This window comes from Yinghuangia aomiensis (assembly GCF_039542225.1).
Lineage (GTDB): Bacteria > Actinomycetota > Actinomycetes > Streptomycetales > Streptomycetaceae > Yinghuangia > Yinghuangia aomiensis.
In genome coordinates this window covers 66,401-83,566 of record NZ_BAABHS010000004.1, presented here as the reverse complement: position 1 = coordinate 83,566, position 17,166 = coordinate 66,401, and the positions used below count along the sequence as shown (strand labels likewise).

Below are 17,166 nucleotides of genomic sequence, written 5' to 3'. Positions count from 1 at the left end.
GGGCTGTGCGGAATCGCTGGCCTTGCCGCGTCCCAGGGGTGATCATGGGAACCCAGAGCGCACTTCCCATGAGGAGGCACGTGTGGCCGAGACTCTGAAGAAGGGCAGCCGGGTGACCGGCGCCGCGCGCGAAAAGCTCGCGGCGGACCTGAAGAAAAAGTACGACTCGGGCGCCAGCATCCGCGCACTCGCGGAGGAGACGGGCCGTTCCTACGGCTTCGTGCACCGGATGCTGAGCGAATCCGGGGTGGCACTGCGCGGAAGGGGCGGGGCCACGCGCGGCAAGGCCAGGACGGCGTCTTCCTGACCCGTCCGAACCCCCGCACCGCCCGGGCCGATCGGCGCCACAGCACCACGGCACCCCGGCACGAGACCGCACCGCACCATCGCACCGCACAACATCGCACCACATAGCACCGGACCGCGCGTACCTGCACTTCCGCGCGGTCTTCCCGTTCCGGCGCCTAGCCGTACGCCCGACGACGGTGGTACGGCCCGGCGTTCTGTTGTGTCGCGGTACGGGATTCCCGTACCGCACAGCACGGCCGACGGCTCGTAAGTTACCAGTCGGTACCCGCCTCGCAGGTGCCGCTGCCCGACCTCGTACGGTTGTGGACGGGTGGCCGGACCGGCGCCCCCGGACCGCCTCCCCCGGCCCGGACCAGGCACCACACGTGTGGAGGCAGAGCATGTCGGAGTACGTCCGTCTGGAAACGACGGGGCAACTCGCTGTGGTGACCCTGGACAATCCGGACCGGCGCAACGCGCAGACGCCCGCGACGTGGCGGGATCTTGCCGGGATCGGGCGCTCGTTGCCCGGCGACGTCCGCGTGGTGCTGCTCCGGGCCGAGGGCACCTCGTTCTCGGCGGGACTCGACCGCCGCCTGTTCCCCGGCGGCGGAGGAGTGCCCGGCGAGCCCGCGCTCACCGACCTGGCGGAGCGCGACGACGCCGACGTGGACGCGGCCATCGCCGTGTTCCAGGAGGCGTTCACGTGGTGGCGCCGCCCGGACCTGGTCTCCATCGCGGCGGTGCAGGGCCACGCGGTGGGGGCCGGGTTCCAGCTCGCGCTCGCCTGCGACCTGCGGGTGTGCGCGGACGACGTGCAGTTCGCCATGCTGGAAACCCAGCTCGGGCTGGTGCCGGACCTGGCCGGCACCAAGCCGCTCGTCGACCTGGTCGGCCACGCCCGGGCGCTGGAGATCTGCCTCACCGGCCGCCGGATCGGCGCCGCCGAGGCCGCCGCGCTGGGCATCGCCACGAGCGTCGTCCCCCGCGCCGACCTCGACACCGCCGCCTTGGCGCTGGCGAACGCGCTGACGGCGGCCCCCCGCAACGCGGTCGTCGAAACGAAGGCACTCCTGGCGGGCGCCACCACCCGCTCCTACGACGAACAGCGCGCGGCCGAACGAGAGGCCCAGACGCGGAGGTTGAAGGACTTGCTGGGGGCGGGGGAGTAGGGGCGAAGGGGAGTCGCGACGGGGTCGGACCGCGATGGGTGCCGCGGGCCGTCGCCGCAGTCCCGGTGCGCGGTGCCCGACGCGGCGAGCGGGGCCGAGGCGCGGCGTCGACCCGCGCCGCTCGCGCTGCGCGGCATTCCTCGCGCTCGTGTCGTGCACCTGCCTCGGCGCTCCGGCCAGGCCGACCCCCGCGCCGTGTCGCGTCCGCCGCGGACCCGCGCTCGCTTCACCGGTCAGCCCCGGGCCCGCGTCCGTCGGCGCGGAAGGATTTCGGGGGTGGCGGTGTTGGGCTGCATGCCGTGGTGGGGCTGACCTGGTGTCAGGTTCGGACGGTGGTCGGGCGGGCGCGGGGTCGGGTCCGGTTCGGCGGATTCCCGTGACCCGGCGAAAGGTAATGACCACGCATGCTGCCCGGTGGCTCTCTGGGGGTATCCCCGCGTTCGTTCTCGCGTGACGGTTCGGTGGCCAAGCAGAAGCTTGCGCCCGGGACGGTGCGCCGGGTCGGCGCGTTCGCCCGCCCCTTCGCCGGGCAGATCTCCGCCTACCTCGCGCTGGTCGTCGTCGACGCGGTGCTGACCGTGGTGCCCCCGCTGCTCGCCCAGCGGATCGTCGACGACGGCGTGCTCGGGCACAACCCCGGACTGGTCACCACCCTCGCGCTGGTGGTCGCCGGGCTGGCCGTGGTGGCCGCGGGCGTCGGGCTCGTGGAGCGCTGGTACTCCGCGCAGATCGGCGAGGGATCGATCTACGCCCTCCGCACGCAGGTCTTCGCGCACGTCCAGCGCATGCCCATCGCGTTCTTCACCCGCACGCAGACCGGCGCGCTCATCTCCCGCCTCAACAACGACGTCCTCGCCGCGCAGCGCGCCTTCACCTCGACGCTCGCCGGCACCGTCTCCAACCTGGTCAGCCTCGTGCTGGTCGCCGGGACGATGTTCTATCTCGCCTGGCAGATCACCCTGATCTCGCTGGTACTGCTGCCGCTGTTCATCCTCCCGGCGAAGTGGATCGGCCGCCGCCTCCAGGCCCTCACCCGCGAGCAGATGCAGCTCAACGCGGACATGTCCGCCGTCATGACCGAGCGCTTCAACGTCTCCGGCGCGATGCTCGCCAAGATCTTCGGGCGGCCCGAGGAGGAGGACGCCCTGTTCGCCGCCAAGGTCGGCCGGGTCCGCGACATCGGGGTGCGGATCGCGCTGGTCAACCGGGTCTTCGCCACCGCACTCACCCTCGTCGCCGCGCTCGCGACCGCGCTCGTGTACCTGATCGGCGGGCATCTGGCCGTCGACGGCAAGCTGACCGTCGGCACCCTGGTCGCGCTGACCGTGCTGCTCGGCCGCCTGTACGGGCCGCTCACCGCGCTCGCCAACGTCCGCGTCGACGTGATGACCGCCCTGGTCAGCTTCGAACGCGTCTTCGAGGTGCTCGACCTGGTGCCGATGGTCGCCGACAAGCCGGACGCCGGGACGCTCCCCGCCGACGCCGCCCGTGTCGAGTTCGACCACGTCGCGTTCCGCTACCCGACCGCCGACGAGGTCTCCCTCGCGTCGCTGGAATCGGTCGCGGTCCTGGACCGGGCGCGCAGCGGCGAGGTCCTGCACGACGTGTCGTTCACCGCCGAACCGGGGCAGATGATCGCCCTGGTCGGGCCGTCGGGAGCGGGCAAGACGACGATCACCAGCCTGCTGGGACGCCTGTACGACGCGACCGGCGGCGCGGTGCGGATCGGCGGGCACGACGTCCGCGACGTCACCCTGGCGTCGCTGCGCGACACGGTCGGCGTGGTCACGCAGGACTCGCACATGTTCCACGACACGATCCGCGGCAACCTGCTGTACGCGCGGCCCGGCGCGGCCGACGACGACCTGTGGGCGGCGCTGCGCGCGGCGAACATCGGCGACCTGGTCGCGGGGCTGCCGGACGGGCTCGACACGGTGGTGGGCGAGCGCGGCCACCGGCTGTCCGGAGGCGAGAAGCAGCGGCTGGCGATCGCCCGGCTGCTGCTGAAGGCGCCGAGCGTGGTGGTGCTGGACGAGGCCACCGCACACCTCGACTCCGAGTCGGAGGCCGCGGTGCAGGCCGCGCTGGCGAACGCCCTGCGGGGCCGGACGGCGCTGGTCATCGCGCACCGCCTGTCGACCGTGCGGGACGCCGACCAGATCCTGGTGGTGGACGGCGGCCGCATCGTCGAACGCGGCCGCCACGAGGACCTCCTCGCCCGCGGCGGCACCTACGCCGACCTGTACCACCGCCAATTCCGCGACCCGGCCGCCCCCGCGCCGAGCGCTCCCGCACCGCACCCGGTCGGGACGACCGAGGACGCAGGTGAGGCCGAGGCGGCGCTGGCGGGCTGAGGACCGACGAGCACCGCGGGGACGGTCGTGCTGCCCGCCCCGGTGTCGCCGAGGGGCAGTAGGTCGGCGCCGCCGTCGGTCTCCGTCGGCGATCGGCGGCTACCCGGCCTCTCCCGCGCCCGGCTCGTCCAGCCAGACGATGCGTACGTCGATGCGGACATCCCGAATGCGCAGCTTCAGGATTTTCGGGACGGCCTTCTTCACCCGGGCGCGTACCCGTTCGGCGGTTTCCGGGAGGACGTGGCCGTAGGAGACCGCGATGGACATCATCACCGTGGTTTTGCCGTCGTCACCCTCGCGGATGAGGCAACTGCGGCTGCGGACGCCCGGTTCCGCGTCCGCGGCGGCCCGCAGGGCTGCCGCCTGCGGGGATTCGGTCAGGCCGAGGGCTTCGACGGCTTCGGTGAGCCGGTGCCGGGGGGCGGCGGTGGGCCGTTCGGCCGACTTCGCGCCCGGCTCCGCCGCCGACGCGGGCGCCGCCGTGGCGGGCTCTGCCGCGCTCGCGGGCTTGCGCCCGCCACGGCTCCGCGCAGCGCCTTTGCCGGCCGCGTCTTTCGGCCGGGTGACGCGGCTTGGTCCGCCCGTTGCCGCGAGGAGTTCCGCCGCGGTGGGAAGTGTCGGCGGGAGTTCACTCCCCGGGGGTACGGTCTCGTCGTCGCGTGTGTTCATTCGAGTCCGCCTTTTGCGCTCCGGGCGACAAGGCGGGTTCGATCCCGGTCGCGACAGGGAAGTGCTCATAACCTTGGTACAGGTGTCACGACCCGCTCATCGGGCATGGGTGGATCGGACACCTGGGGGAAAATCCTATGGCGAAGGGAAGTGCGTCAGTGGCGGACACGTCGACGCAGAAGGCCGGTTCGCAGGCTGTGGAGCAAGAGGGGGCAGAACGCATTCCGGGACAGGGGCGGTCGACCGAGGTGGTGCGGCTGCAGTCCGACCGAGGCCGGACCTCCATCGCCGACGGTGTCGTCGCCAAGATCGCCGGTATCGCGGCGCGTGACATCTCGGGCGTGTACGCGCTCGGCAGTGGTGCCGCACGTGCCTTCGCCGCCGTGCGCCAGCGGGTCCCGGGCGGCAAGCCCAACGTCGCGCAGGGCGTCAATGTCGAGGTCGGCGAGAAGCAGTGTGCCGTGGATCTCGCCATCGTCGTCGAATACGGTGTCCCGATCGCGGAACTCGCCGCGGCGGTGCGGGAGAACGTCATCACGTCGGTGGAGCGCATGACGGCCCTGGAGGTCGTCGAGGTGAACATCGCCGTCGACGACATCCACATTTCCTACGAAGACGACAACGAGCGCCAGCTGCAGTAGCACCACGACCCAGGACGGGGCCCGGCGATGACGATTGATCCCGTCGACACGGCTCACGGCGACCCGGACGACCGGGTGCGCCGCGAACTGTTGCGCGAATACCGGGAGTTCGTCAAAGCCCGGCACCCGGACCGGGGTGGCGACCCGGACGAGTTCGTGGCCGGCCTCGACCGGTACCGGGCCCTGCTTTCCGACGGGGAGCAGGGGCCCGGCCGGCGCCGGACCGGACCGCCACCGGTGTCCGAAGTGACCGCCTACCGGCGCGGATCGTTGCCGTCGCAGGTCTGGCGGTCCATCGTGGACCGCTACCGGCGCAAGCAGAATCCGCGTGTTCGGTGACCGGACGCGCGGGCGACATGCGATATGACGGTGACACCGTCGTGCAAGGGTGTCTGAATATGTCTTGCCGGTACCGCGAGGGAGATAGGTAGTCATGAGCACACCGGTCGTAGGCCTGCTGGTCGGCATGGCCCTCGGTTTGGCCGCCGCGATCGGCGGCTTCGGGGCGTTCCTCCTGGTCGCCGCCTTGGGCGCGGTGGGCTTCTTGGCCGGGCGGTACTTCGACGGCGATCTGGACCTGAGCGAACTGTTCTCGTCGCGCGGCCGGCGCCGCTGATGGGGCATTCGCGCGTCGACGGGCCGTCGTACCTCGACCCGCCCGCCGAGCCCGCCGAGCGCGGCTCGCTGCGCATCGGCGAGCGCGTGGTGGAGAAAATCGCGGCGCACGCAGCCCGCGAAGCCGCCGGGGAAGCCGCGCCGGACACGAAACTGCGCGCCCCCAAAGCGGGCGTGAAACTACGGAACGACCATGCCACGGTGCGGCTGGATCTCGACATCCCCTACCCCGGGCGGGTGACCGATGTCGCCGGCACCGTGCGGCACCGGGTCCGATCCGACGTCGAACGCCTGACCGGCATGCCGGTCGTGCGGATCGACGTGGTGGTCGGGCGGCTGACCCGGGCGGGCAAGGGCAGGAGGCGCGTCCAGTGAACCCGTGCCGTGCGGCATCCGCGCGGACCGCCGGCGGAAGGCGGCCCGTGTGAGCGTTCTGGACGCGCCCTTGGACAAGCCCGGACCGGAGGCGGAGGAGCCGGCCGAGGCCGGCTACCGCAAGCCGCGGCGGGCCTGGTCGACGCGCGGGTTCACCTCGATGGTGACCGCGCTCGGTGTGGGCGGGGTCGCGGGCGTGCTGCTGTTCTTCGGCATCGCGGCGAAGCTGGAACGCACGTCCGACTGGTCCTACGACGTCCTCGACTGGGTGCAGACGCACCAGTGGACGGACCGCTGGGTGTGGGTCGGCGGCACCGTCGCCGCGGTCCTCGGCACGTGGCTGCTGCTGCTCGCCTGGACGCCCGGCAAGCGCCACCTGCTGCCGCTCTTCCCGGTCGGCAGCGAGATGACCGCGTTCATGACCCGGCGTACCGCGGCGAACCTGCTCCGGCACACCGCGCTGCGGTCGACCGGGGTGCTGGACGCGCGGGTCCGGATGTCGCGGCGCAAAGCGGTGATGCGCGTCGACTACCACTTCCGGGACCCCGACGAACTGCTCGAAGAGCTGGAGGCCGCGCTCCGCGAGCGCGCCGACGCGCTGCTGATGGTCCGGGTGCCGCGCATCGACGTGCGGCTCCAGCCGGCCAGTGGGAGGTGACGGGACGCCATGCGTCGTGTGGTGAACCGGGTCCTGCTGACGATCGTCGGCCTGGGCCTGCTGCTCGGGGGTCTGTACACGGTCGCCCGGTCGCGGGGCTGGCTGCGGGACCAGCTCGACAGCCTGCTGCGCAACCGGCACAAGGCGCTCATCACGCCGAGCCAGACCGAACGGCTGACCGACCACGGCTGGTGGTGGTGGGTCGCATTCGGCGTTCCGGCGTTCGTCGCCGTGGTGTGCCTGTGGTGGTTCTTCGCGCAGTTCCGGCGGCGCCCGGTGCGGGTGATCCGGGTCGCGGACACCTCGGACGGCCACGGTGAAGGCCCGTCGGGCCTCGGCACCGGCTTCGGCCTGGTCGGCGACGAGGCCGACACCATCACGGTGAACGGCTATGCGCTGGCCGACGCGATCGCCGACGACATCGAGCAGGTTCCGGACGTGGAGAACGCGCAGGCGCGCCTGGTCCGGCGGCGGCAGGGGCCGCGGCTCAAGGTCGCGGTGCGCACCGAGGCCGGCGCGGAACCGCGCGCGGTTCTCGAAGCGATCCGCACCGAGGTCGTCGAGCACGGCCGCGGCGCGGTGGAACTCGACCGGCTGCCGGTCGTGGTGGAACTGCGCACAGCGCGCGGGCTCCCGCGCCGCAAGCTCGAATAGCGTCCGGACGGGACATGCGCGGCGGGCCCGGAGACCGGCGGAGAGCCGGCCTCCGGGCCCGCCGTCGTCGTGGCGGGTGCCCGGGTCAGAGCGCCCGGAGCGCGCCGCCGTCCACCGGCACCATCACACCGGTCAGGTACGACGCGGCGGGCGACAGCAGGAACGCGGCGACCTTGCCGAACTCCTCGGACGTGCCGTAGCGGCCGAGCGGGATGCCCGCCTCGTGCCCGGCGCGGGCCTTCGCGGCGTCGCCGGACAGCGCGTCGAGTTCCCGGACCCGGTCGGTGTCGATGCGGGCGGGCAGCAGGCCGACCACCCGGATGCCGCGCGGCCCGAGTTCGTCGGCGAGCGTCTTCGCGGTCATCGCCAGGCCCGGCCGCAGCCCGTTGGAGATGGCGAGGCCGCCGATCGGGCTGACCACGGACGTGGACAGCACGAACCCGATGACGCCTTCCTCGTCGTCGCCGCTGCGGTCGCCCATCGCGTTGGCGGCGGCCCGCGCGAGCCGCACCGCACCGAGGAAGACGGACTCGAACGCGTCGCGCCACTGGTCGTCTTCCATCCGCATGACCGGGCCGGCGGGCGGGCCGCCGACGCTGATCAGCACGCCGTCCAGCCGCCCGAAGCGGCTCACCGCGGCGGCCGTCAGGCGCTCGGCGGTGCCCGAGTCGGCGTTGTCGGCGGCCACGCCGAGCGCGTGCGGGAGGCCGCCCAGCTCCGCGGCCGCCTTTCCGGCCCGTTCTTCGGTGCGGCCGGTCACGACCACGCGGGCGCCGTCGTCGACGAGCGCCCGCGCCGCCGCGAACCCGAGGCCGCGGGTCGCCCCGGTGACGAGGTACACACGATCGCGAAGTCCAAGATCCATGCGGACATTTTCGCGCAACCGGACAGTCCGCGTCACTCGGCCGGGCCAGTGAAGTCCGCTGCGGCCGACCCGGGATCGGCCCGGCGGGCAACGCCGGACCAGCCCGGGACCGGCCCGAGGTCAGCCGGGGATCACCAGCGACCGGGCGCCCTGGCCGCGGCGCATCGCGGCGAACGCCTCGTCGATGCCGTCGAGTCCGATCCGCGCGGTCACCAGCGCGCCCAGGTCGACGCGGCCGTCGCGCACGTACGCGACCAGGCGCGGGACGTCGCGGGCCGGATCGGTGGAGCCGTAGACGCAGCCGGTCAGCGTTCGCGCGAAGTGGAACAGCTCCAACGCGCTGAACTCGACCTTGTCGTCCTTGCCGCCCACACCGACCACCGTCGTCATGCCGCCGCGCCGGGTCAGCCCCCACGCGGCCCGGATCGTCGCCGACCGCCCGACACACTCGAACGCGTGATCCACGCCCCGGCCGCCGGTCAGCGCCCGCACCCGCTTGCCCAGGTCGGCGCCCGGCTCCAGGGCGTCCGTCGCGCCCATCTCCACCGCCAGCTTGCGCTTGCCCTCGTCCGGGTCGACCGCGACGATCACCGTCGCGCCCGCGACCCGCGCGCCCTGCACCGCGGACAGCCCGACACCGCCGAGGCCGATCACCGCGACCGACGCGCCCGGGGGCACCTGCGCGGTGTTCCACACGGCGCCGGTGCCGGTGGTCACCGCGCAGCCGAGCAGCGCGGCCTCCTCCAGCGCGGCGCCGGGCGGCAGCGGGACGACGCCCGCGGCCGGCACGACCGTCTCCTCGGCGAACGCCGCGGTGCCCAGGCCGGGCAGCACCTCGGTGCCGTCGCCCAGACGGGCGTACGGCACCCGCGACGCGTCCATCGCCTTCGCGCACAAGTGCGGCTCGCCGTGCTCGCAGAACCAGCACGCCCCGCACGGCGGCGCCCAGATCAGCAGCACCGGGTCGCCGGGCGACACGTGGGTGACGCCCTCGCCGACGGCGGCGACGGTCCCCGAGCCCTCGTGGCCGAGCACCACCGGGAACGCCTGGTCGAGCGTTCCGTCCGCCAGCGACAGATCCGAGTGGCAGACCCCGGCCGCGGCGATCCTGACCCGGACCTGCCCCGGCCCGGGCGCGGGCAGCTCGATCTCCTCGACCCGGATCGCCTCGCCGACCCCGTGCAGTACGGCAGCACGCACCATGACCCCTCCAGCTCTTCCCGCCCGGCCGGGCTACCGGACGCGCCGGGTTAATGACATGCCGTCAGATCCGGCCGGTGGCTACGCTCGTTGGCATGAACGCCGCCGTCCGGGAGTTGATCCTGGCCTCTGATTCCATCACGGTGCTCACCGGCGCCGGAATCTCCACCGACTCGGGAATCCCCGACTACCGGGGACCGCAGGGCGTGTGGACCAAGGATCCGGATGCCGAGAAGCTCGTCCGCTACGACTACTACATGGCCGACCCGGACATCCGCCGCCGCTCCTGGCTGCTGCGCCGGGACAACCCGGCCCGTCTCGCGCAGCCCAACGCCGGGCACCGCGCGCTCGTCGACCTGGAGCGCTCCGGGCGGCTGCTCGGCCTGATCACGCAGAACGTCGACGGCCTGCACGTGCGCGCCGGCAACAGCGAGTCCAAGGTCATCGAGCTGCACGGCACGATGTTCCGCGTCGTCTGCACCGAGTGCGGCCACCGGACCACGCTGGAGGAGAACCTGGTCCGCATCGCGGCGGGCGACGACGACCCGCGCTGCGAGGCCTGCGGCGGCATCCAGAAGACCGCCACGGTCATGTTCGGGCAGGCCCTGGAACGGCGGACGCTGGAACGCGCCGCGATCGCCGCGCAGGTGTGCGACGTGTTCCTCGCGGTCGGCACGTCGCTCCAAGTGGAGCCCGCGGCCTCGCTGTGCCGGGTGGCACGCGAGTCGGGCGCGAAGCTGGTCGTGGTCAACGCGGACGAGACACCGTACGACGCGGTCGCGGACGCGGTGCTGCGCGAACCGATCGGCGAGGTGCTGCCGCAGCTCGTCGAGGGGCTGACGGCGCGGGAGGCCTGACCTGGCCCGCGCGGGGCCTGCGCACGCCGGTGCGGACCCGCTCCGCACCGGCGTGCGTGTTGTTCAGCTGCCTTGCGCGACCGGGGCCGTCTCCGCCTTCGGTTCGGCCGCGGCGGCGCCCCCGGCATCGTCCGCGTCCAGAGTGGCCAGTTCGGCTTCCAGCTCGGCGGCCTCGCGGCGGACGATCTTGTACCACATGAAGAGCATGCCGACGACGAACAGCCACCACTGCACGGCGTAGGCCAGGTTGAGGCCGATGTCCTCGGGGTCCGGCGTGCCCAGCAGCGTCGCCTGCTTCGCGGGCTTGGGGGTCTCGTCGACGAGTTGGCCGTAGCCGCCGTACACCCGGTAGCCGGGCATCTGCTCGCCCAGCTTGGCCGACTCGATCCTCATGACCTGCCCGGCCGGGAGGCCGTCGCGGTCGTGGATGCCGCTGCGCTTGTACGTCTCCGTCGGGCGGGCCCGCACCACCACGGTGACCTGGCCGGACGGGGCCGGCGGGACGTCCGGCCGGGCCGCCGCGTCGTCGGTGCTGCGCACCCAGCCACGGTTCACCAGCAGCGCGGTGTTGTCCGGCAGCACCAGCGGGGTGACCACGTAGAACCCGATGACGTTGTCGTTGGTGCGCTGACGGACCAGGACTTCGTGCGTCGTGTCGTACACGCCGGTCGCGGTCGCCTGCCGCCACTGGTCGGCGCTCGGCAGGTCGCGGTCGACCGCGAACAGGTCGGTCAGCGGGACGGGCGCGTGGTCGCGGTTCGCGCTGAGTCTGTCGTTGCGCTCGACCTTGCCCTCGTACCGGTGGTACTGCCAGAAACCCAGCTTGATCATCACCGGGATGAGCAGGATCACCAGCAGGTTGAGGGCGATCCAGCGCGGCGTCAGCAGGAAGCGGTACACGGGGTAAGACGGTACTCCGCCGCTCCGGCGTCAAGCCCCCCCGGGTCGGGGTCGCGGCGGGTGTCGGCGGGTGTCGGTACGGCCGGCGCGGTCAGACCGGCGTGCCGTCCGCGCCGCGGATGCCGTCGAGGGCGAGGTTGGCGATGTGCGGGCCGTCGCGGTCGATCGTCACCAGGGTGACGTGGTCGACGTTGCCGGGGTCGCCGTCGCCGTACACCCAGCAGCCGCCGGTCGGGCCGAGGCGGATGTAGCGGTTCCCGTCCGCCTCGGTCGCGCGGTAGTTGTGCACGTGCCCGGAGAACATCGTGTGCGGCCGGTCGCCGAGCGCGGCACGCAGCCGCAGGTAGGCGGGATGCCCGGTGCCGTCGGCGCGTCCGTCGTGGGAGCCCTGCCACAGCGGCATGTGCATGACGACGACGGTGTGCCGGGCGTCGGCGTGTTCGGCGAGGACGGCTTCGGCGTAGGCGAGCTGCTCGTCGGACAGCGCGGCGGCCCGCGGCACGCCTTCCCAGTCGAGTTCCGCGAAGAAGGCTTCGCGGCGCAGTTCCTCGTCGTCGCCGGCCGCGGCCAGACGCGCGTCGAGGCGGGCGGCGACCTCGGGCGACGGCGGGATCTCCGGGTCCTGGGTGTTGAGCAGCAGGAACAGCACGCCGCGGTAGCGGAAGTGGTAGTACAGGCGGCCGTAGCGGGCGAGCCAGCGGGCGCGCATGGCGTCGTTGGCGACGTCGTGGTTCCCGGGGACGTGGAACAGCGGCGTCCGCAGCGGCGCGAGCATCGCGTCGATCTCGGCCCATTCGCGGTCGAGCACGGCGGGGTCGTCGGTGTAGCCCTCGACGAGGTCGCCGACCTGGACGGCGAACACCGGGTTGAGGATGTTGAGCGCCGCGATCCCGCGTTCGAAGACGCCCGGGCGGGCGTCGCCGGTGCGGTCGGAGATCAGCGCGAACGTGAACCGGTCGGCGTCGGGCGGGACGCCGGGACCGCTGTACGGCGCGGGCGCCTCCGGCACGTCGAGGACCAGGCCGACGGGGAGCTGCGCGGGGTCGCGGCGGTGCGGCGTCATGCCTTGATCCTCCGGGGTCGACGGAGCGGATCACCAGACCACTTGGACGCGCGTCGGCCGGGCCAACCGCGGGTGCGGGGCCCGGCCGACGGGTCTGCCGTGCGGGACGGTGTCACATGGAACGCGTCACACGGACGCGTCGCATGGACGCTTCACATGGACGCTTCACATGGAAGAGGCCACCGACACGTTGTCGCGGACGCCCGCGGCGCCCTCCGCCTTCGCGCAGTGCGCGCAGCAGAAGTAGCGGCCGTCGGCTTCGACGCCGTGGCCGATGATGCGGCAGCGGCAGTGCTCGCAGATCGGCGCCATGCGGGTGATGGCGCACTCGAAGCTGTCGAACACGTGCACCGCGTCTCCGGCGCGGACCTCGAAGCTGGCGTAGTAGTCGTTGCCGCAGACCTCGCAGCGGGCCATGGGGTGCTCCTTGCCGGGGTTGGTGACGAGGGTGGTGAGGGGCTCTGCGGTGCAGAGACATACGCGACCACGATCGATCGGGCGGACTTTCCCGGCAAATCGGGTGGCCTGTTGGAGTGAGGGCCCGGTTTTTGCGGCGGACCCAACCGGGTGAGGGCGGTGTTCGTTTCGATGGGCGACAGGCGGTCCGGGGACGCACCCCCGGCTGCGAGGACCGGGGGCGGGCGGGTGGATGGGGGACCGAGGGCAGGCGCTGGACGCGCTGGTCGCGGCCAGAGGGCAGGCGCTGAAGCGGTACGCGTACTTGATGAGCGGTGACGACGACACCGCCGACGATCTGGTGCAGGAGGCGCTGACCCGGGCCTTGGCCCGCCGGGTGGTGCCGGGGGATCCGCGCGAACTGGAGCGGTACGTGCGGCGCATCGTGGTCAACCTGGCCGTCGACGCGGGGCGGCGGCGGACCCGGTGGTGGCGGCTCGTGCCGCGGGTCGCGTCGCGCGGCGAGGCCGCGGACGGTGCGGTCGCGGTGGTCGAACGCCTGTCGCTCGCGGACGCGCTGGCCGGGCTGCCGCCGCGGCAGCGTGCGTGTGTGGTCCTGCACTACTACGAGGACTTGCCGGTGGCCGAGGTCGCCGAACTGCTCGATGTCGGACCGGGCACGGTGAAGAGCCAACTGCACGACGCGCGGCGGACGTTGGCCCGTACGTGGGCCACTCCGGAGCGGGAGCCCGCCGACCTGAAGGGAGAGGTGTGATGGGCGGGATCGACGACCGGTACGAGGAAGCGGCGGAGGCCAGGGAGGTCAGGGAGGCCAGGGAAGCCGGGGAAACAGGGGGCGTCGCGGAGGCGCCGCCGGAGCCGCTGCTGAGTGCGGCGCTCGCGGTGGAGGCCGGCCGCGCGGCACCGCTGCGCGAGCCGGACCGGCGGGAGATCCTCGCGGAGGCCCGGCGGCTGCGCGGTCGGCGGACGGGGACGGTCGTCGCGCTCGGGGCGTTGGCGGTCGCGGGGATCGGGGCGGGGGCGGCATTGCTGGGCGACGGCTCCACGACCCGGACGACGACGGCGAGTGGAGCCGTGGCGGTGGCGTCGCCACCCCCGTCGCACTTCGTGCCGCGGGGGTGGCCGACGACGACGGCCGTCCCGACGCCGCCTCAAGCGACCGTCTCGACCCCGCCGAAATACGTGACCGGGACCCCGTGGGCCTCGCTGCCCCCCGGTGCCTCCGGTGGGCCGCCGGTGCCGCCCGCGCTCTACGCCACCGAGGACGCCGCGAGCGCCGTCGGCTGGGGGATTCGCGCGGACATCTTCACCAACATCTGGTTCCTGCCCGAGCGCAGCGTGGTCCGGGTCTACATCACCGATATGGCGCGGCAGGGCGAGTTTCTGGCAGACATGCGCGCGAAGCTGCCGACTCTGGACGACCGCATGGTCGAGTTTGCGCAGGGCGCGCGGAGCAAGACGGCCTGCGAGGCCGAAATGCAGCGGCTGCCGATGACGGCTTCGGGACTCCCGTTCCGGATGTTCTCGGGGTCGGCCAACATCGAATGCTCCGAGCTGACGGTCGGGGTCGACGACCCCTCCGCCGCGCAGGCGTACTTCGACGACCCGGCGCACGGCTTCACCGGCACCGGTATCGCCGTTCGCGCGGTGCCCGGCCAACCCGTCCACCAGTTGGCCGACGAGGTCCCGCCGACCGGATCCGCGCGGCCGTAACCCGGGTCAGACCTCCCGTACCAGCGACTCCACCAGTCCCCGGACCGCCACCTCGAACAGCTCGTCCGGGTCGGCGTTCACGTTCAAGCCCGCGGCCAGCTCCGGGTCGCCGCCCTCGGCGACCTCGGACAGCCACGCCTGCACCGCCGCCTGCTCCTGCTCGTGGCCGGTCAGCGCGCGTTCCAGCATGATGAATCCGGCCACCTGGAACTGCACGGCCTGTACCGCGAGCGCGGCCCGGGCCCCGTGCAGGCCGGCCGCGGCGAACTCGCGGACCAGTGCCCGCCGGGCGGGCAGCATGAGCAGGGCGTCGAGTCCGCGTTCCCGGACCAGCCCGATCAGGTGCGGGCGGTCCAGGATCATCCGGCGGCTCGCCAGGGCGACCGAGACGATCCGGTCGGCCGGGGTGGACCCGGCCGCCCGGATCGTTCCCATGTCCCGCAGGACGCGGTCGACCAGCTCGTCGACGAGCGCGTCGCGGTTGCCCACGTGCCAGTAGATCGACGTGACCGCCACGCCCAGCTCGGCGGCGAGCTTGCGCATGCTCAAGCCCTCCGTGCCGGACTCCCTGACCAGGCGCATGGCGGTGTCGAGCACCGCGTCGCGCGTGACGCGCGGCGCGCCGGGTGCGGCGGCGGGCTTCGAGGTGGCTCGGGACTGTTCCATCGCTTCCATTCTCGCGGTCCGGACGGCCCGGTTGGCCGCCGGGCGTCGGGCGGGTCTGCACAGTGCCGCCTCTTTACCTCGCCGCCATCGGGGTGTAACAGTGTTACAGAGTTTTCGCCGGCCGCGCAGCAAGACCGCCGGACCGCGAGACGCGGCACTGCCCCGCACTGCCCCGCACTGCCCGGCACGGCCTGCCGGCCCGGCCGGCCCGCTCCATCCCGCACGACCCAGAACCACCCGCACCACCGCACCACCGACACATCCCGGTATCCCGGAAGAAGAGGTGAGGTTCGTGGCACGAGTCCGGTACGGCGCGCGCTCCCCGGAGACCCTGAGCAAGACCGCCAAGGACCGCAGTGTCCTGCCCGAGATCTGGTCGACCGGCGTGGTCGCCCTGTGGGAGACCGACCCCGAGGTGATCGCGGCCGTGCTGCCGCCGCCGCTGGTGCCCGCCGACCGGCCGCTCGTGCGGGCCAACATCTCCGCGTGCGACATCAACGGCTACCCGCTCGGCGCGGGTGCCATCGCGGTGCGTGCCAAGCACGGCGACGTCGAAGGCGACTACACGCTCACCATGCCGATGACCACCGAGCGTGCGGTGATCGGCGGGCGCGAGGTGTTCGGCGAGCCCAAGAAGATCGCCGAGGTGACCGTGGACCGCGACGGCGACGACGTCGTGGCGAAGGTGACGCGGCTGGGCGTCACGTACGTCGAGATCCGCGGCCGGGTCGCCGAGGAACTCCCCCTGCCCGACCCGCGGCAGACGCTCAGCTTCTACTACAAGTTCCTGCCCGCGGTCGGCGGCGACGGCTTCGACGCGGACCCGATGCTGGTGCACGTGACGCGCAACGAGAAGCACCGTTCCGCGTTCCGCATCGACGGTGAAGTGATCCTCCGCGACTCGGACTTCGACCCGGTCGCCGACCTCCCGGTGCGCAAGCTGGTGTCCATCACGCTGGGCGAACGCACCAGCGACCAGCAGGGGTTCGTGGCCGAGCACGTCAAGGCCGACCTGGTGCTGCCGTACATCCACCAGCGGTACGACGACGTCGCGCAGATCTCCGACGAGCCGCCCGCGCCCGGCGACCCCGCCTGAGCCCGCCTGAGCCCGAACCTGCAGCGCGCAGGAACAGCCCGCACCGACAGAGGGAATCCACGTACATGCTGAACGACTTCACGGGCAAGGTCGCGGTCGTCACGGGTGCCGCGAGCGGCATCGGGTTCGCGATGGCCGAACGCTTCGTCGCGGAAGGCATGAAGGTCGTCCTGTCCGACATCGAACAGGGCGCCCTCGACAAGGCCGTCGCGCGGCTCGCCGAGCAGGGCGGGGACGTCTTCGGGCAGGTCACCGACGTGTCCGTGCGCGAGTCGGTGTTCGCCATGGCCGACGCCGCGTTCGACCGCTACGGCGAAGTGCACGTGCTGTGCAACAACGCCGGCATCGGGTCCGGCTCCGAAGGCAAGATGTGGGAGCACGACCCCAAGGACTGGGACTGGTGCTTCGCCGTCAACGTCTTCGGCGTGTTCAACGGCATCCAGGCGTTCCTGCCGCGCATGCTCGCGCAGGACACCGAAGGCCACATCGTCAACACCTCGTCCGGCGACGGCGGCATCGCGCCGTTGCCCAACGCCTCGGTGTACGCCACCACCAAGGCCGCGGTGGTCACCATGACCGAGGCGCTCTACGCCCAACTCCACCAGGTGCAGGCCAAGTTGGGTGCCTCGGTGCTGTTCCCCGGGCCGAAGATGCTGCGCACCGGGCTGTGGGAGTCGTACCGCAACCGGCCCGAGCGGTTCGCCAAGTCCACGCCGCGCAAGACGCCGTACAACACGCTCGACGCGTGGGAGAAGGCGATGCGCGAGGCCGGGCAGGAGATCGAGTTCACGCCGGTCGAGTCGGTCGCGGCGAACGTCGTCGAGGGGATCCGGGCCAACGCCTTCTGGATCCTGCCGCCGAGCGAGCACAGCGACGACCAGATCACCGCGCGGTCGCAGAGCATGCTCGCGCGGTCGAATCCGGGGTACCTCGAGACGTTCATCCTGGACAAGTGAGAGCGGA

The 17,166-nt window shown here is 72.6% G+C and carries 21 protein-coding genes; 14 read left to right on the top strand and 7 right to left on the bottom strand.

The features are described from left to right. The first annotated feature begins 82 nt into the window (after positions 1 to 82). The 3 genes from ABEA93_RS06715 to ABEA93_RS06705 all read left to right on the top strand — a co-directional run bounded on the left by ABEA93_RS06715 (position 83) and on the right by ABEA93_RS06705 (position 3,814). Complete coding sequence (locus ABEA93_RS06715) at positions 83 to 307, top strand: helix-turn-helix domain-containing protein (RefSeq protein WP_345674371.1); 225 nt, start codon at positions 83 to 85, stop codon at positions 305 to 307. Positions 308 to 689: 382 nt separating this feature from the next. After that, a complete protein-coding gene (locus tag ABEA93_RS06710) occupies positions 690 to 1,460 on the top strand; it encodes an enoyl-CoA hydratase/isomerase family protein (protein ID WP_345674370.1) in 771 nt (256 codons plus the stop codon). Between the two features lie 404 nt (positions 1,461 to 1,864). Next, positions 1,865 to 3,814, top strand: a complete 1,950-nt coding sequence (locus ABEA93_RS06705; RefSeq protein WP_345674369.1) for an ABC transporter ATP-binding protein — start codon at positions 1,865 to 1,867, stop codon at positions 3,812 to 3,814. A gap of 99 nt (positions 3,815 to 3,913) precedes the next feature. Here the strand turns inward: ABEA93_RS06705 and ABEA93_RS06700 are convergent, their stop codons facing one another. Continuing rightward, positions 3,914 to 4,483, bottom strand: coding sequence for an Asp23/Gls24 family envelope stress response protein (locus ABEA93_RS06700; RefSeq protein ID WP_345674368.1), 570 nt, complete (start codon positions 4,481 to 4,483; stop codon positions 3,914 to 3,916). Between the two features lie 158 nt (positions 4,484 to 4,641). Between ABEA93_RS06700 and ABEA93_RS06695 the strand changes: the two genes are divergently transcribed. From ABEA93_RS06695 to ABEA93_RS06670, 6 genes are all read left to right on the top strand, one after another. After that, the gene (locus ABEA93_RS06695) at positions 4,642 to 5,124 is read left to right on the top strand and encodes an Asp23/Gls24 family envelope stress response protein (RefSeq protein ID WP_425584849.1); all 483 of its coding nucleotides are present in this window, start codon (positions 4,642 to 4,644) and stop codon (positions 5,122 to 5,124) included. Positions 5,125 to 5,151: 27 nt separating this feature from the next. Further along, positions 5,152 to 5,463, top strand: a complete 312-nt coding sequence (locus ABEA93_RS06690; RefSeq protein WP_345674367.1) for a hypothetical protein — start codon at positions 5,152 to 5,154, stop codon at positions 5,461 to 5,463. A 94-nt stretch (positions 5,464 to 5,557) separates the two neighbouring features. Beyond that, positions 5,558 to 5,740: a DUF2273 domain-containing protein gene (locus ABEA93_RS06685; protein ID WP_281467965.1), complete on the top strand. Its 183-nt coding sequence runs from the start codon at positions 5,558 to 5,560 to the stop codon at positions 5,738 to 5,740. Beyond that, positions 5,740 to 6,114 carry an Asp23/Gls24 family envelope stress response protein gene (locus tag ABEA93_RS06680; RefSeq protein ID WP_345674366.1) on the top strand — a complete coding sequence of 125 codons (375 nt, stop codon included), beginning with the start codon at positions 5,740 to 5,742 and terminating at the stop codon, positions 6,112 to 6,114. The genes ABEA93_RS06685 and ABEA93_RS06680 overlap by 1 nt, the downstream gene beginning before the upstream one ends. Positions 6,115 to 6,163: 49 nt before the next feature. Next, positions 6,164 to 6,772, top strand: coding sequence for a DUF6286 domain-containing protein (locus tag ABEA93_RS06675; RefSeq protein WP_345674365.1), 609 nt, complete (start codon positions 6,164 to 6,166; stop codon positions 6,770 to 6,772). A 9-nt stretch (positions 6,773 to 6,781) separates the two neighbouring features. Then, the gene (locus ABEA93_RS06670) at positions 6,782 to 7,426 is read left to right on the top strand and encodes an Asp23/Gls24 family envelope stress response protein (RefSeq protein ID WP_345674364.1); all 645 of its coding nucleotides are present in this window, start codon (positions 6,782 to 6,784) and stop codon (positions 7,424 to 7,426) included. 85 nt (positions 7,427 to 7,511) lie between these two features. On the opposite strand, the gene ABEA93_RS06665 is transcribed toward ABEA93_RS06670, so the two are convergent. Next, complete coding sequence (locus tag ABEA93_RS06665) at positions 7,512 to 8,291, bottom strand: SDR family oxidoreductase (protein ID WP_345674363.1); 780 nt, start codon at positions 8,289 to 8,291, stop codon at positions 7,512 to 7,514. 120 nt (positions 8,292 to 8,411) lie between these two features. Beyond that, positions 8,412 to 9,494: a Zn-dependent alcohol dehydrogenase gene (locus tag ABEA93_RS06660; RefSeq protein ID WP_345674362.1), complete on the bottom strand. Its 1,083-nt coding sequence runs from the start codon at positions 9,492 to 9,494 to the stop codon at positions 8,412 to 8,414. A 92-nt stretch (positions 9,495 to 9,586) separates the two neighbouring features. Between ABEA93_RS06660 and ABEA93_RS06655 the strand changes: the two genes are divergently transcribed. Continuing rightward, positions 9,587 to 10,348 (top strand): SIR2 family NAD-dependent protein deacylase, encoded by a 762-nt coding sequence (locus tag ABEA93_RS06655; protein WP_345674361.1) that lies wholly within the window; start codon positions 9,587 to 9,589, stop codon positions 10,346 to 10,348. Between the two features lie 63 nt (positions 10,349 to 10,411). Here ABEA93_RS06655 and ABEA93_RS06650 read toward each other — a convergent pair whose 3' ends face one another. From ABEA93_RS06650 to ABEA93_RS06640, 3 genes are all read right to left on the bottom strand, one after another. Then, positions 10,412 to 11,248 carry an SURF1 family cytochrome oxidase biogenesis protein gene (locus tag ABEA93_RS06650; protein ID WP_345674360.1) on the bottom strand — a complete coding sequence of 279 codons (837 nt, stop codon included), beginning with the start codon at positions 11,246 to 11,248 and terminating at the stop codon, positions 10,412 to 10,414. 91 nt (positions 11,249 to 11,339) lie between these two features. After that, positions 11,340 to 12,311, bottom strand: coding sequence for a metallophosphoesterase family protein (locus tag ABEA93_RS06645; RefSeq protein WP_345674359.1), 972 nt, complete (start codon positions 12,309 to 12,311; stop codon positions 11,340 to 11,342). Between the two features lie 165 nt (positions 12,312 to 12,476). Beyond that, the gene (locus ABEA93_RS06640; protein WP_345674358.1) at positions 12,477 to 12,728 is read right to left on the bottom strand and encodes a hypothetical protein; all 252 of its coding nucleotides are present in this window, start codon (positions 12,726 to 12,728) and stop codon (positions 12,477 to 12,479) included. Between the two features lie 232 nt (positions 12,729 to 12,960). Between ABEA93_RS06640 and ABEA93_RS06635 the strand changes: the two genes are divergently transcribed. After that, positions 12,961 to 13,482: an RNA polymerase sigma factor gene (locus tag ABEA93_RS06635; RefSeq protein ID WP_345674357.1), complete on the top strand. Its 522-nt coding sequence runs from the start codon at positions 12,961 to 12,963 to the stop codon at positions 13,480 to 13,482. Next, a complete protein-coding gene (locus ABEA93_RS06630; RefSeq protein WP_345674356.1) occupies positions 13,482 to 14,441 on the top strand; it encodes a hypothetical protein in 960 nt (319 codons plus the stop codon). Before ABEA93_RS06635 ends, ABEA93_RS06630 begins: the two co-directional genes overlap by 1 nt. A gap of 6 nt (positions 14,442 to 14,447) precedes the next feature. Here the strand turns inward: ABEA93_RS06630 and ABEA93_RS06625 are convergent, their stop codons facing one another. Then, the gene (locus ABEA93_RS06625; RefSeq protein WP_345674355.1) at positions 14,448 to 15,107 is read right to left on the bottom strand and encodes a TetR/AcrR family transcriptional regulator; all 660 of its coding nucleotides are present in this window, start codon (positions 15,105 to 15,107) and stop codon (positions 14,448 to 14,450) included. Positions 15,108 to 15,399: 292 nt separating this feature from the next. Between ABEA93_RS06625 and ABEA93_RS06620 the strand changes: the two genes are divergently transcribed. Together ABEA93_RS06620 and ABEA93_RS06615 are read left to right on the top strand one after the other, a co-directional pair. Further along, positions 15,400 to 16,203 carry an acetoacetate decarboxylase family protein gene (locus ABEA93_RS06620; protein ID WP_345674354.1) on the top strand — a complete coding sequence of 268 codons (804 nt, stop codon included), beginning with the start codon at positions 15,400 to 15,402 and terminating at the stop codon, positions 16,201 to 16,203. A 65-nt stretch (positions 16,204 to 16,268) separates the two neighbouring features. After that, positions 16,269 to 17,159 carry an SDR family NAD(P)-dependent oxidoreductase gene (locus ABEA93_RS06615; RefSeq protein ID WP_345674353.1) on the top strand — a complete coding sequence of 297 codons (891 nt, stop codon included), beginning with the start codon at positions 16,269 to 16,271 and terminating at the stop codon, positions 17,157 to 17,159. The last annotated feature ends 7 nt before the right edge of the window (positions 17,160 to 17,166 follow it).

Coding starts and splice junctions, on each gene's coding strand:
- ABEA93_RS06670 (WP_345674364.1), top strand. CDS start 6,782: ATGCGTCGTGTGGTGAACCGGGTCCTGCTGACGATCGTCGGCCTGGGC.
- ABEA93_RS06615 (WP_345674353.1), top strand. CDS start 16,269: ATGCTGAACGACTTCACGGGCAAGGTCGCGGTCGTCACGGGTGCCGCG.
- ABEA93_RS06665 (WP_345674363.1), bottom strand. CDS start 8,291: ATGGATCTTGGACTTCGCGATCGTGTGTACCTCGTCACCGGGGCGACC.
- ABEA93_RS06625 (WP_345674355.1), bottom strand. CDS start 15,107: ATGGAACAGTCCCGAGCCACCTCGAAGCCCGCCGCCGCACCCGGCGCG.
- ABEA93_RS06630 (WP_345674356.1), top strand. CDS start 13,482: ATGGGCGGGATCGACGACCGGTACGAGGAAGCGGCGGAGGCCAGGGAG.
- ABEA93_RS06660 (WP_345674362.1), bottom strand. CDS start 9,494: ATGGTGCGTGCTGCCGTACTGCACGGGGTCGGCGAGGCGATCCGGGTC.
- ABEA93_RS06690 (WP_345674367.1), top strand. CDS start 5,152: ATGACGATTGATCCCGTCGACACGGCTCACGGCGACCCGGACGACCGG.
- ABEA93_RS06700 (WP_345674368.1), bottom strand. CDS start 4,483: ATGAACACACGCGACGACGAGACCGTACCCCCGGGGAGTGAACTCCCG.
- ABEA93_RS06710 (WP_345674370.1), top strand. CDS start 690: ATGTCGGAGTACGTCCGTCTGGAAACGACGGGGCAACTCGCTGTGGTG.
- ABEA93_RS06680 (WP_345674366.1), top strand. CDS start 5,740: ATGGGGCATTCGCGCGTCGACGGGCCGTCGTACCTCGACCCGCCCGCC.
- ABEA93_RS06640 (WP_345674358.1), bottom strand. CDS start 12,728: ATGGCCCGCTGCGAGGTCTGCGGCAACGACTACTACGCCAGCTTCGAG.
- ABEA93_RS06685 (WP_281467965.1), top strand. CDS start 5,558: ATGAGCACACCGGTCGTAGGCCTGCTGGTCGGCATGGCCCTCGGTTTG.
- ABEA93_RS06705 (WP_345674369.1), top strand. CDS start 1,865: ATGCTGCCCGGTGGCTCTCTGGGGGTATCCCCGCGTTCGTTCTCGCGT.
- ABEA93_RS06655 (WP_345674361.1), top strand. CDS start 9,587: ATGAACGCCGCCGTCCGGGAGTTGATCCTGGCCTCTGATTCCATCACG.
- ABEA93_RS06635 (WP_345674357.1), top strand. CDS start 12,961: ATGGGGGACCGAGGGCAGGCGCTGGACGCGCTGGTCGCGGCCAGAGGG.
- ABEA93_RS06645 (WP_345674359.1), bottom strand. CDS start 12,311: ATGACGCCGCACCGCCGCGACCCCGCGCAGCTCCCCGTCGGCCTGGTC.